Genomic DNA, 14,122 nt, shown 5'->3' on the forward strand with positions numbered 1-14,122 from the left:
ACCACTAAAGTATTATGATCAGGGTCCATTGCTTATGAGGAATAGAATTAAGTATTTTGGAGTGTTCTCCTAGTGTCGCCTATAATTTTGGCTTATTTTTACCGGAAATGCAGAGGGAATGAATCCCTCAGTTCCAAAAGTTTGCCAATGATTATGTCACTTTTATAAGGCTGTGGCCTGGATCCAAACACCCTCTTCCCGGTATTTGGAAGGTTCGGTCAGTCCCGAAACAGATCCAGAATCCAAAACAGGGAGCGTGGGTAAGTATCCAATTTTTTTAGTTCCAGATCGAAACCAAAAATGCAGCCATTGGTAGTGTGAGGAGTAATCCGACCAAGGCCTTCCCAAAACACGTTCGGTATAAACGACCATCCGAGGTACAGTCCGGTAATCAATCCTACGGAATAATTTTAAAAATGGAATTTCTTCAAAATTTCCAGAATCAGACTTACAAGACCAAGATAGGTTTGTGATTTGGCCCGCAGAACCTGTGTTTGCCGGAAAATCCCAAAGATGTAATCTTTCTTTTTCTTTTAAGATACGAGATCCCTCAAAATAAGACGTATCTACCAAATTCATTCCTTTACCTTCCAACGAACGCATATTTGTCGGACATTTCCAGGAAAACACACCCAAAGGTTTGTGAGGGTCCGAACCAGGTAGGAGAGAGAAAAAAAACACAAATTGAATGTCTCTCATTTCTTTTTTGAGAGAACGCATAAGACTTGTACCTGATTCATTCAAATAAATTTGTACAGAGTCACTATCTTTATTGGCATTCACCAAATCCTTAACCGATTCGATCACCTCTGTTGTATCTGGTCTTTGGGAATGGATTACTTTCCAACTGAGTTGGTTTCTTTTGGATTCTTTTGGATTGAAGGTAAAAAGATAAAACTCATCTTTGTAAGGCAACAAAAGAACTGTTGGCAGTTTGGCAGATTCCAAATTTCGAACCGACTCTTCGTCATTTTTCCTTTGGATTTGGCTTTCGGTTTCCCTACTATCGGCATAAGTAGAATCAAAAAACTTTGATTCCCTTGCGGTAGAAAATCCAGACAAATACTGGAATTGTTTGTCTACAAATTGAATTTGGAAAAGAGAATGAGGACTTCCCTTCACTCCACGAGCCCACTTCACCGAATTGTATTTGTAAACAGAATCAAGAAGTCCCCATACATCGTTATCATCTCGTAAATGACTCAGTGCATATTCAAAAAACAAATCTGTTGAGAAAGCGAGTGGTCTATAGTTACGAATATAATACAAATCTTCATAAAGATTGTTTTGTAGATAATCGGCGACCCCATCCCGAATGTTTCCATTCACTGGGCCTTTTTTACCTGAAGCCGTATGGGCAAAAACAAATCCGAAATTACGAAGAAACTCTGCCGCATAAAACGCATTTTCTTCATCCAAAATTCCCCTACTCTTTGTTAGCTCAATGGTGGATTTACGGAATTCCTTTCGATAAATTTGATTGTATCCCTGTAAAATGGTAGCGGCATATTCCAACCTTCTCCATTTTTTTTCCTGAGCCATATAAATGATTTCATCAGTCATTCGAGAGGATAACTCAGGATTTTGATCCATTAACATTTGCGAAATTCTAAGTTTGGGCCAGATATCTGCTTCTGTTAACTTTTCGGGATCTTTGATTTTTTGTAAGGCTTTGAGTGCTGCTTCTGCCCCACTCACTTTATATAAAGAAACAGAAATTAAATCCTTAACTTCAGAAATGGACATTGGTTCATTCAGAAAAGGATGGTGGATGTCGGCCGACCAGTTATTCAAATCTAACTTTAAATAGTAATCTAAAGATTTTTTATAGTCTTTTTGAAAATAAGCCAGAGCACCTAACTTAACATACACACGATTTAAAATGGATGTTTTTTTTCCCTTGGCCGACCTTAAGAAATTCAAAAGGGATTCTTCAGCACCCGAAAGGTCTCCTCCTAAAATTTGGAGAAAGGCCATCCTTTCGTTGGAATTTTCACCGATGGAACCATCTGTGATTTTTTCCAAATCCATAATCATTTTTTGTAAATGGATCCCTTCTCTTACAAAACCGAGAAAGGTTAGTTTGGCAGGAAGGTCTTCGTCGATTCGATCCAGAAGTGGGATCCATTCTAAATTTGGATCTTCAAAAAATGGAGAACTGACACGCATAATGTTCACAAAATGTTTATGCATATCTTTCTCTTTGCCCGAGGGAAGATCGATATAATACTGTAATCGGAAAACTCTACATAAAGAATAGTAGGGTTTATTTTTTTGGCAATCCATTCGGATCATGGATTTTTTTTCATCTTCTCCTGCTTGGAAAAGATTGGTTCGCATATTTTTTGCTAGGTTGCGGAAATAGGTATTTGGTTCTTTTTGGATGTATGAATCCAAGGTTTTAATTGCTTGGACTTCTTCACCTTGCGACTGTTTCCAGAGAGATGTTAATAAAAAATCTGCGAATGAATATTCACCTTTTTTGGTTCTGAGATCATAAAGAATATTCGCGATGCCTACTTTGTCTTTTTTGCGAAGGTAATACTCCCCTAACATGAGATAGTAATCGATCTCTTGGATTTGGGACATCCCTTCCGGTGATTTGAAGCGAAATTCATCTCTGGCATTCAGTATTTCTTTTCCTTGGATGAGGAGTTTGGAGGAAGATCCAGATACCACCCAACCATGATTTCGTTGGGATTGGCTCATCAAATTTGCTGTTGGAACTACAGAAATACAGCAGAGAAAAATAGAAAGTGACAGGCGATTCATCATCGTATCCATTACTCTTTAAGACCAATCGATTTGGTCAAGTGACATAACGATTCATGGCAGAAAGTTTCAACTACCAATCCATTGTGGAGAGTTTCGATGAATTTCTCATCTACCTCGATCCTTTCCTAGAAATTCAATTTTCTCGCACTTCGCCAAATCTGTATTTGCCACCTGACTCCATCTCTACGGGGAAACACATCAATGATCTTCATATCATTCCCCGGGACACCCTGATCCTCACAAACCTTTGCCAGGAAACATTGGCAAGACGAACCCCATTCCAATTCACAACGAGTCTATTAGGAAATCCTTTTCGGATCTCTGGGCGGTATTTGGAATCTAAAAACACACCTGGGGTGATCTTACGTGGGGAACCCAACTTCAGTATTGAAAATGTGATTTTGGACAGTGGTCCGTATGTCATCTTTAGGTTTAAATACGATGCGGAATTTTTAACAACCTATGTTTCTCCTAATGTCTCCTTAAATTTAGGTTACCAGACAGGAGATTTTAAAAAAGGGATGTTGAATCCGGATGACCTCCTCCATCCCGATGACAAAGAAAAAGCCCATGAAGAAGAAAGATTACAGATCAAAAATAAATCGCGTACTTACCAAAGAGAGTATCGATTCAAAAAACAAGATGGAACTTATATTTATGTTTCCGATTATTCTGTGGTTAGTTATTTCAGTTCCCTTCCTACTGAAAAGATTTCTTATCTCATAGATATTACTGAACGAAAAGATAAAGAATTAGAAATCATTAAACAAAGAGATGAACTGGCAAGGATCAAACTTCTTTTTGAAGAAACCAATGCAGCTGCCAATGTAGGTGCCTGGGATGTTGATTTAGTCAACAACACTTTGTATTGGGCAAAAGAAACAAAAAGAATCCACGAAGTGCCAGATGACTATGTTCCGCTACTTCATTCTGCTTTTGAATTTTATCCAGTGGAATCACAACGCGAACTTTTATTAGAAGCATTTAACGATGCAGTAAACAAAGGTTCTTCATACGACTTAGTCCTTCAAATCAAAACAAAACTAGGTAAATTGAAATGGGCACGAACCATCGGCCACTCTGTATTTAAAAATGGAAAATGTATCAGAGTTTTTGGAAGTTTTCAAGATATTACAAAAAATGTTAACTCCGACAAACAAAGAGATGATGCTCTTGCTAAATTAGAAACCATCTTAGATGCCACAACTCATGTAACAATCATTGGTGCGGACACAAATGGAATCATCACTCATTTCAACAAAGGCGCCGAATACCATTTACAATACGATGCAGAAGAAGTAGTTGGAAAAACTTCTCCAGAAATTTTCCATAGACCAGAAGAAATTCAAAAAAGAGCCGCTTCTTTGTCTCGCGAATTTGGAGTTCCCATTTCAGGGTTCGACACTTTTGTACATAGAGCAAAGTTAAGCGAATACGATTCACATGAATGGACTTATGTTAGGAAAGACAAAACAGAGTTCCCCGTCCAACTTGTTGTCACTGCCAGCAAAAACAAAAAAGGGGAAATTACTGGATACCTAGGAATTGGAATTGATATCTCGGCCCACAAAGCCACCGAAGAAGCGTTACGTGCTAGTGAAAGCCGTTGGCAATTTGCCCTTGAAGGTTCTGGAGATGGGATCTGGGATTGGAATTCCCAAACAAACAAAGTATTTTTTTCCAACCAATGGAAAAACATGTTAGGTTATACAGAAGAAGAAATTGGATCGGATATTTCGGAATGGGAATCACGAGTCCATCCCGAAGACAAACCAAACTATTTTTCAGACTTAGACAAACATTTTGAGGGAAAAACTTCCGTTTATGTAAATGAACATCGGATGTTATGCAAAAATGGTTCTTATAAATGGATTTTAGACCGTGGAAAAGTTATCGAATGGACTGAAGACGGTAAACCTCTCCGAATGATCGGAACCCATACTGATATCACGGATCGAAAACTACTCGAAAAAGCTCTTATCATTGCTAGGGAAAATGCAGAAAAAGCATCACAAGCAAAATCAGACTTCCTTGCGAATATGAGTCATGAAATCAGAACTCCACTCAATGGTGTGATTGGTTTCTCTGATTTACTGATGCGGACAGACCTAAATGAAGTGCAAAAAAAATATATGGAAACGGTATACCTTTCCGCAAATTCACTCCTCGACCTTATCAACGATATATTAGATTTTTCTAAAATTGAATCCGGAAAAATGGAGCTTTATAAAGAAAGAATCAATATCTATGATTTGCTCCACCAAATTGCGGAGATCGTAAAACACAAAGCATACGAAAAAGGTTTAGAACTCATTCTCAACATTTCACCAAAAGTCCCGAGAAATATTTTTGTCGATTCTTTGCGTTTACGCCAAATTCTATTAAACTTAATTGGAAATGCTCTCAAATTCACTTTAAAAGGTGAAATCCAAATTAAAATTTCTGCCGAACCAAAAGAAAATAATGAATATGAGTTTCTCTTCGAAGTGATTGATACTGGGATTGGCATCAGTCCCGAAAATCGAGACAAAATCTTCGAAGTGTTTTCACAGGCCGACACATCCACCACACGTCAGTTTGGTGGAACGGGTTTAGGTTTATCTATTTCTAGTAAACTATTACATCTTTTTGATTCCAAAATGGAGTTGGAATCGGAACGCGACAAAGGATCCAGATTCTTTTTCAAAATTACTACCCTTGCCGACAACGAAAGAAACACAGAACCAGAACTAAACAAAATCAAAAAAGTTATGGTGATCGACGACAACGAAACTAACTTATTTGTAATCCAAGAAATGTTAACATATAAAGGAATCCAAGTCGATTGTTTCCGTTCACCTACGGATGCCTTTGAGATGATTGCCTCTGGAACCATTTACGATGTGATCATCACAGATTTTAATATGCCGGAAATCAACGGATTAGAATTTATAGAAAAACTCCTAAAGACCATCGAAACAAAAAAACTAAAAAAACCGTTCTTTTCTCTTCATACATCAACCAATGATGAAACCATTTACAAAAAAGGAAGGGAACTTGGAATCCAATCCATCCTACTCAAACCCATCCAAACAAATATTTTGTATGATAGTTTAGAAAAAATGATTTCTGGTAAAAGTTCTGAAGTATCCACACCGAACTACGAACCTGTCAAACCAATACAAACAACTGAAAAAATCAAAGTGATGATTGTAGAAGACAATCCAGTCAATATGATGTTAACCAAAGCCATTGTTCAAAAATCTTTACCAGGAACCATCATCATCGAAGCAGAGAATGGAGCCCTGGCTGTTGAGAATTTTATCCAAACAGAACCACAACTTGTTTTTATGGATGTACAAATGCCAGAGATGAATGGATACGATGCCACGAAAGCCATTCGTAAATTGGAAAATGGAAAAATTGTTCCGATCATTGCGCTTACCGCCGGCACTCTGTCAGGTGAGGAAGAACGTTGCCTAGATTGTGGAATGAACGATTATATTTCCAAACCCGTGGTCTTAAAAACCATTGCTGAAAAGATGAAACATTGGCTACAAATCGAGTAATCCGCTAGCCAGCTGGACGATTTGTACAATATATCACACAAAACTCAATCCTATTTTCATACCGACCATTGATTCTCGTATTCGGTCTGTATCGATGATTCAACCATTAAAGATCCATTTCCGAAAAAGAGGTCATTTATGGCAGAACAAACCCAACACGCTTTGGGAGATTTAGCCGCACGCCAACTGGCAAATACGGTAAAAACAAATGCACAGTATGGTGCAATCACCCCACGTTTTTTAGTTAGGTTACTAGATTGGAAACCTTTAGAAGCAGGTGTCCTTCGTGTGAACCGTGTTAAATCCAATACGCAAGTGGACGTACTTTGCGGACAAAAGGGAGAACAAGAACTTCCAGAAACTTTTGTTAACTACGAAGAAAAACCTCGCGAATACACTCTTAGTTTAATCTCCACAATCCTTGATGTACAAACTAGAGTTTCCGATTTATACAGTTCCCCACACGAACAAATCAATGAACAACTTCGTTTGGCGATTGAAAGTGTAAAAGAAAAACAAGAATTAGAACTCATCAATAATGAAGATTATGGACTTCTAAAAAACGTTCCGGCCCACCAACGAATTAACACTAGAAAGGGACCTCCTACTCCTGATGATTTAGATGATTTAATCACAAAAGTTTGGAAAGAACCTTCTTTCTTTTTAGCACACCCACTTGCCATTGCTGCTTTTGGTCGTGAATGTACAAGAAGAGGTGTTCCACCGGCCACAGTAACTCTGTTTGGTGCACAATTTTTAACTTGGAGAGGACTACCACTCATTCCTACGGATAAACTTCTTGTGAATGGCGAAACCAATCCAAAGTCTGCTGCAGGAACTTCTAGTATTTTACTTCTTCGAGTGGGTGAAAAAAAACAAGGGGTTGTGGGTTTATACCAATCCAACCTACCGGGAGAACAAACTCCAGGACTTTCGGTTCGTTTTATGGGAATCAACCGATCTGCCATTGGTTCTTATTTGATTTCTCTTTACTGCTCAGCAGCCATACTTACTGACGATGCGATTGCAGCACTCGACAATGTAGATGTGGGAAATTATTATGAATACAAATGATCCGAGTTTTTTAAAATTAAAACCGGACTCATTGACAACTGGTTCCCCGTCGCAGTTTCCTGATGAAAAAACATTAGAAAAAATGGCGAAGGAAATGTTTGGAGTTTTGCAATCGTTTGGTGGAAGTCACGTTTCCACGACAGGTTTTCCGTCAAATGACTCGCTATCGCAAAATTTACCAAAAGAGTCCTTACCTTATTTAGAAGACTTAAAATTAACAGACACAGGTTTTTCCTATTCTGATTTTTTGTCTTTTCCAAATATCAACATACCGCAGTCAGGTGGAGGGAATCTCGCGTCCGCAAGGAGAGATTTTCCTATTTTGACAGAATCAGTCAATGGAAAACCTTTGGTTTGGCTCGACAATGCGGCTACCACACAAAAACCAACTTCGGTGATAGAAAGGTTATCTCATTTTTATCTTCATGAGAATTCCAATATCCATCGCGCAGCCCATACACTAGCAGCAAGATCCACTGATGCTTATGAAAAAGCCAGGTCACTTGTCCAAGGATTTATTGGTGCTGGAAGTGTTGAAGAAATTGTATTTGTGAGAGGAACCACGGAAGGGATTAACCTACTTTCCAATATTTTATCTGACAAACACATCCAATCTGGTGACGAAATTCTCATCACCCATTTGGAACACCACGCAAACATTGTTCCTTGGCAGATGGTCTGTGCCAAAAAAGGCGCAAAGTTACGAGTGGCACCCGTAGATGATTCAGGACAAATCATTCTCAGCGAATACGAACGTTTGTTAAACTCAAAAACAAAAATTGTGTCCATCACACAAGTTTCGAATGCGCTCGGAACCGTTGTGCCCGTGGAAGAGATGACAAGATCGGCACATAAAGTAGGTGCACTTGTGATTGTGGATGGAGCTCAATCTGTTTCTCATATGCCGGTGAATGTTCAGGAGATCGATTGCGACTTCTTTGTGTTTAGTGGTCACAAACTCTTTGCTCCGACGGGCATTGGTGTGGTGTATGGAAAAAAATCCATTCTCGACAGTTTGCCTCCTTGGCAAGGTGGGGGGAATATGATTAAAGATGTCAACTTTGACCATACCACCTTCCAAGAAGCACCGTTTCGTTTCGAGGCAGGAACCGGAAACATCGCTGATGCTGTTGGGCTTGGCGCTGCAATCGAATATCTGAACCGATTTGGAATGAAACAAATTTCAGCCTTCGAACATGATTTATTGGAATATGGCACCAAAGAATTGTTAAAGGTTCCTGGCCTCCATTTGATAGGAACAGCCAAAGACAAAGCAGGTGTGTTGTCCTTTGTCATTGATGGATTCAAAACAGAAGCAATTGGAAAAAAATTAGCAGAAGAAGGAATTGCTGTAAGAGCAGGACACCACTGCGCTCAACCAATCTTAAGAAGATTTGGATTGGAATCAACAGTGAGACCTTCCCTTGCTTTTTACAATTCTTGTGAAGACATTGATGCACTCATCCGAGTGTTATACGGGTTAGGAAGCCAGAATCGGATTGGGATTTAGTGATTTAGTTCTAGTTCAAATGGTAAAATCCAAACCTTGGATTTCGTTCGAACTTCTAACTCTCACTTCTGATTTCTGATACACAACAGAATAAGGGGGAATGCTTTGAGTGATCCAAGCATTCCCTCCGATGATGGATTGTTTGCCGATGACAGTTTCCCCTCCTAGGATCGTGGCTCCTGCATAAATCACAACTCCCTCTTCGATCGTCGGATGGCGTTTTTGTTTCGCCAAAGACTTGTTTACCGAAAGTGCCCCAAGAGTCACACCTTGGTAAATCTTTACATTATCCGCAATTTGTGTGGTTTCACCAATCACAATCCCTGTTCCATGATCCATAAAAAATGCTCTGCCAATTTCTGCACCGGGATGGATGTCGATCCCTGTGGCTTCGTGTGCCACACCAGATAAAAGTTTTGGAAAAATCGGCAACGAGGATTTAAAAAAATAATTGGCAACTCGGTGGACGGCTCCAGCGTAAAACCCCGAATAGGCGAGGATTACTTCCTGGATACTTTCTGCCGCAGGATCTCCTAAAAAAGCTGCTTCGGCATCTTCCCACATCCATTGGTAGAGACCTGGAAGTTTGGCGATGAAGTTATGTAAAATATCATCCAAAGCAACGACGCGACCAAGTACTTTTTCCGCATAAACAGAGTAAGGTTCTAGTAAATTTTTCCAACGGATCCGGAAGAGTTCCAACTGGTCTGAAATTTGATCTTTGGAAGTGAAGTTACGTTCGGAGTGGTATCCTGAAAAAAGAATAGAAAACAATTCTTCCAAAAACCGACTGGCAACTTGTTTGCCACCCACTACTGATTCGGGGATGGATTGGCGACTGAGGATCGAATTGTATAATTCATCTTGTCCGTTTGATAACATGATCACCCAGTAAGTCTTTGGATGAATCAAGAGAGAACGCTAAAAAACGTATTCCCTTAAAATCAGGTGCAAAGTAGATAAATGAGATGTACATTCATGACAAAATATTGAATGAGATTGTCCGAATGACCCCATTTCCATCTCATGGACATTGTGCTAGTTTCCGTATCCAAACTTTCCAAAACCATCGGCGAAAAAAAACTTTTTTCGAATCTTGACTTCTCTATCAGTGAAGGAGAAAAACTTGCCATTGTGGGTATCAATGGATCGGGTAAATCCACCCTTCTCCGCGCCCTTCTTGGAAAAGAAGAAACCGATTCTGGACAAATCATAAAAAACAATAATCTTAAAATTTCTATCCTCGATCAAAATCCTATCTTTGATCCCAAGGAAACCATCCTCGATCATATTTATAAAGGTGATAACAAACTAGTCAAAACCATCCGCCAGTATGAAGACATTTGCGAACGAATGAGCGAAGGGGAAGAAGGACTTGATGATGCATTCACAAATGCCTCTCAAGAAATGGACAGACTTTCTGCTTGGGATTACGAACAACAAATTAAGTCCATATTAAAAGAGTTAGGTGTCGAAAGACTCGAAAGAAAGATGTCTGAGTTGTCAGGTGGGATGCTAAAAAAAGTCGAACTGGCCAAATCTCTCATTGATGAAAGTAATTTACTGATTTTGGATGAACCAACAAACCACTTAGATGTAAAATCTATTTTATGGTTAGAAGAATATCTGGCTGGCCTCGACAAAGCCATCATACTCATCACACACGATCGTTATTTTTTGGATCGGATTGTAACCAAAATTTTAGAACTGGACCGCGGTAGTCATTTTCTCTATGAAGGAAACTATTCGATTTATTTAGAACGAAAGGTTGAGAGAGAAGAAACCCTTCAAAAACAAGAAGATAAAATCAAACAATTTCTCAAACAAGAAGTGAAGTGGTTGAAACGCCAACCCAAAGCTCGTTCCACAAAACAAAAAGCAAGGATTGATCGTGCAAGCGACCTCCAAAATAGAGAAAAACGCGAAATACAAAAAGATCTAGAACTGAGTGTTGCTGCCAAACGCCAAGGGAAAACCATTTTAGAAATTCATAATCTAAAAAAAGGAATCGCAGACAAATTACTCATTAATGATTTCACTTATACCTTCAAAGCAAAAGAAAGACTGGGTATCATTGGACCAAACGGAATTGGAAAATCTACACTTCTGAACCTTATGTCTGGCCGCATTACGCCTGATAGTGGATTCATCAAACCAGGGATGAACACAAAGGTTGGATACTTTGACCAAACCAGTTCCGAACTTCCATTGGAAAGAAATGTACTCGATTATATCAAAGATGTGGCTGGTGAAATGATTGAAACCGAATCAGGAGAAAAAATTTCAGCATCAAAGATGTTGGAAAGGTTTCTTTTTGATGGGAAATTACAATACACTCCCATCGCCAAACTTTCTGGAGGTGAAAGGCGGAGGCTTTTCCTCGTTCAGATTCTGATGACTGGGCCGAACTTTCTCATCTTAGATGAACCAACCAACGATTTGGACATCCAAACACTTTCTGTTTTGGAATCATTTTTAGATGAATTTCCAGGAACCGTTGTGATCGTATCTCACGATCGTTATTTTTTAGACCGCACAGCAGAGAGCCTTCTTATCTTTCGTAAAGAAGGAAAACTGGATCATTACATTGGAACCTTTTCTTCCTTTTTGGAAACCGATTCTTTAGAATTAGAAAACGAACAGAGTTCCCCAAAATCAAAAGAAGTTCCACAAACGACAGTAGTTTCGGACAAACCACAAAAATCCAAACAAGACCAAAAGAAACTCTCGAAATTGGAGTCAGAAATCGCCAAACTAGAATCCTCCAAACAAGAACTAGAAAAGAAATTGAGTACATTCGCAAATGATCATACGGAACTTCAAAAAATATCTGAAGAAATCCAAAAGATAGAAGCGGAAATTCTTTACAAAATGGAGGAATGGGAAATGCTTCAATCCGAATGAAGACTGTCCTTTATACAAGAGTTTTGATTTGGACACCCATCATCTTCATTGGGTATTTCATCTCTGCACAAATTGGATTTAAAATTGCCTTCTTAAATAGCCAAGTATCTCCTGTTTGGCCACCGGAAGGTGTTGGACTTGCTTCCCTACTTCTTCTTGGTCCCATTGCTCTTCCGGGAATTTATCTAGGTGCCACACTCGCTAATTTCTTTAACAACCCACACATTCAAACAGCGTTTATTATAGGGATCGGAAACACTCTCAGTAGTTATGTAAATTATAGAATCATAAAGAGAGTCGCAGAAAAAACAGATCCCATCTATTCGACAAAGAACCTTATTTATTTTTTAAGTATTGGAACCATCCCTGGATCCTTCATTAGCACAGTGCTTGGTGTCACAAGTTTATGGTATTGGGACTTTTTATCTACAGAACTTTATTTTAATGTATTCTTTACTTGGTTCTCGGGAGAGATGTTGGGGTTTCTCATTGTTGCCCCTTTGCTTTATGTTTGGTTCCATCCCAAAGCAAAACTAAAATTAGAACTTCATAAACAAGTAGAGCTACTCCTTTGGATCATTTTAGTTTATGTTTCGGGAACTATTGCTTTTAGTGATGAATGGCCCCTTCTCTTTTTACCTATCCCTTTTGTTATCGTTACAAGCATTCGGTTCAGACAATTCGGAGCTACACTTGCCACCGTTGTACTCGCCTTTACCGCTGTTACACTTACGATTGATGGGAAAGGTGTTTTTGCGAGGAGGGACGAATCTGGTCTCTCTATCAATGACTCCCTTATTTTTTTGGATGCCTTTTTGTTTTGTATCAGCGGGATTGCCTACTTTTTAGTAACAGCCACTAGAGAAAGAGAAAGGGCACAACAAGCCTCTTTGAACTCTTTGCAAGTTCTGAATGAACTCAAAGAAAAAGCCAATGAAGAGTTGGAAAAAAAAGTTTTAGAAAGAACTGCCGTCATTGAAGAACAACGAGTGGAAATCGAAAAACAATTGGATATGGCCAAACGCATCCAAGAATCCCTTTTTCCACAAAAAGAAATTTTTCCCGAAGGTGTGGAAATCCTTTTTAAGAACATTCCTATGATGAAAGTGGGCGGGGATTTATACGATATCGTATGGAGACCCGAAAAACAAGAATTAGGTGTTTTTATCTGTGACGTTTCGGGTCACGGGATTCCCGCGGCTCTTCTTAGTGCTCTTGTCAAAACATCTCTCGACAAATGGAAGGAAGACCCTTCTGACCTAAAAGAAAATTTAGAATCCATTCGGACTCAAATCATTCCTAACCTTAGAGAACATTTTGTAACGGCAAGTTTACTCCACCTTCATACCGACTCTGGATCACTAACCTTTGCAAGGGCTGGCCACTTTCCCCTTTTTATCATTCGTAAATCGGGAGCACTGGTAAGTTTGAAACCCATGGGAAGGATCATCACTCCTATTTTTGCCATCTTAGCGGAAGAAGAAAGATTCCAACTAGAAACTGGGGATTTGATTGTTATGCTCACCGATGGTTTGACGGAAGCCAGAGAACCCGAGTCCTTACAAATGTTTGGAGAAGAAAGACTACTTCACTTAATTCGTGATATGCGGGGACTCCCTTTAAAAGAAATTCGAGACCAGGTGTTCCAATCGGTCATCCAAATTTCTGGAGGAATCACCGCCATCCAAGACGATTTGACCTTTGGCCTCATTCGTTATACGGGTAGTGTCGACGAAAAGGTTAAGGTTGGATCATAGTTTTATTCTTTTGGTAAGTCATTCCTTGCTTCCGGGTGGTTCCAAAAATTCTTCGATACAAGGAAGGAGGATTTCTGTTCTTTCCTTTTCACTCATGGGGCCTAAGTCCCCACCTTTATTGTATCTGCCAACCGATTTGGTATAATCCGAGTAGTTGATGATAGAAGCCATTTCAGCGAGCTCAATCGACTTACTATCAATTTGTCTGATATAAGCGCTACAAGAGATATAAGAACCAAGAAAGGTTTTCTCTTTTCGAAAGAACATCATTTTATAAACAGCACCATAAGGGGAATGGACTTGTAAGTGATTTGGGAATTGTTTCTTTTTTGTATCCATCCAATCATGGATGTCCATACCCTTGGGAAGCGAGGGATTTTTCGGATACATCCTCCTTTCGGGGGGAAGTAAACTCGCACAACTAACAAAAAACAACGTGGAGATACAAAAGAAAAGACAATCACTTCCAATTCTAAATCGACTCACACCCTTCCTCGTTTGTTTTCTTATTTTCAATTGATCCATTTTACAATTTATCTCCTCGAGAATACTCA

General features: G+C 39.2%; 8 protein-coding genes. 5 read left to right on the forward strand and 3 right to left on the reverse strand.

What is annotated here, in order from left to right; translation table 11 throughout:
* Nucleotides 1-162: 162 nt before the first annotated feature.
* Nucleotides 163-2,772 carry a hypothetical protein gene (locus EHQ16_RS02495; protein ID WP_135637328.1) on the reverse strand — a complete coding sequence of 870 codons (2,610 nt, stop codon included), beginning with the start codon at nucleotides 2,770-2,772 and terminating at the stop codon, nucleotides 163-165.
* Nucleotides 2,773-2,828: 56 nt separating this feature from the next.
* Between EHQ16_RS02495 and EHQ16_RS02500 the strand changes: the two genes are divergently transcribed.
* From EHQ16_RS02500 to EHQ16_RS02510, 3 genes are all read left to right on the forward strand, one after another.
* Nucleotides 2,829-6,323 carry a PAS domain-containing protein gene (locus EHQ16_RS02500; RefSeq protein WP_135636664.1) on the forward strand — a complete coding sequence of 1,165 codons (3,495 nt, stop codon included), beginning with the start codon at nucleotides 2,829-2,831 and terminating at the stop codon, nucleotides 6,321-6,323.
* Nucleotides 6,324-6,461: 138 nt separating this feature from the next.
* The gene (locus EHQ16_RS02505; protein WP_135586579.1) at nucleotides 6,462-7,397 is read left to right on the forward strand and encodes a family 2A encapsulin nanocompartment shell protein; all 936 of its coding nucleotides are present in this window, start codon (nucleotides 6,462-6,464) and stop codon (nucleotides 7,395-7,397) included.
* A complete protein-coding gene (locus EHQ16_RS02510) occupies nucleotides 7,384-8,907 on the forward strand; it encodes a family 2A encapsulin nanocompartment cargo protein cysteine desulfurase (RefSeq protein ID WP_135636662.1) in 1,524 nt (507 codons plus the stop codon). Before EHQ16_RS02505 ends, EHQ16_RS02510 begins: the two co-directional genes overlap by 14 nt.
* A 15-nt stretch (nucleotides 8,908-8,922) precedes the next feature.
* Here the strand turns inward: EHQ16_RS02510 and epsC are convergent, their stop codons facing one another.
* Nucleotides 8,923-9,789 carry a serine O-acetyltransferase EpsC gene (gene epsC, locus EHQ16_RS02515; RefSeq protein ID WP_135636660.1) on the reverse strand — a complete coding sequence of 289 codons (867 nt, stop codon included), beginning with the start codon at nucleotides 9,787-9,789 and terminating at the stop codon, nucleotides 8,923-8,925.
* A 144-nt stretch (nucleotides 9,790-9,933) separates the two neighbouring features.
* Here epsC and EHQ16_RS02520 point away from each other — a divergent pair, with 144 nt between their 5' ends.
* Both EHQ16_RS02520 and EHQ16_RS02525 read left to right on the forward strand, forming a co-directional pair.
* Nucleotides 9,934-11,811, forward strand: a complete 1,878-nt coding sequence (locus EHQ16_RS02520) for an ABC-F family ATP-binding cassette domain-containing protein (protein ID WP_135636658.1) — start codon at nucleotides 9,934-9,936, stop codon at nucleotides 11,809-11,811.
* Complete coding sequence (locus EHQ16_RS02525) at nucleotides 11,808-13,568, forward strand: PP2C family protein-serine/threonine phosphatase (RefSeq protein ID WP_135636656.1); 1,761 nt, start codon at nucleotides 11,808-11,810, stop codon at nucleotides 13,566-13,568. The genes EHQ16_RS02520 and EHQ16_RS02525 overlap by 4 nt, the downstream gene beginning before the upstream one ends.
* 18 nt (nucleotides 13,569-13,586) lie before the next feature.
* Here EHQ16_RS02525 and EHQ16_RS02530 read toward each other — a convergent pair whose 3' ends face one another.
* Entirely contained in the window at nucleotides 13,587-14,093 is a 507-nt protein-coding gene (locus tag EHQ16_RS02530; protein WP_244241897.1) for a hypothetical protein, read from the reverse strand.
* Between the last annotated feature and the right edge of the window lie 29 nt (nucleotides 14,094-14,122).

It is taken from the genome of Leptospira kanakyensis, from assembly GCF_004769235.1.
In the GTDB taxonomy this organism is placed as follows: domain Bacteria; phylum Spirochaetota; class Leptospiria; order Leptospirales; family Leptospiraceae; genus Leptospira_A; species Leptospira_A kanakyensis.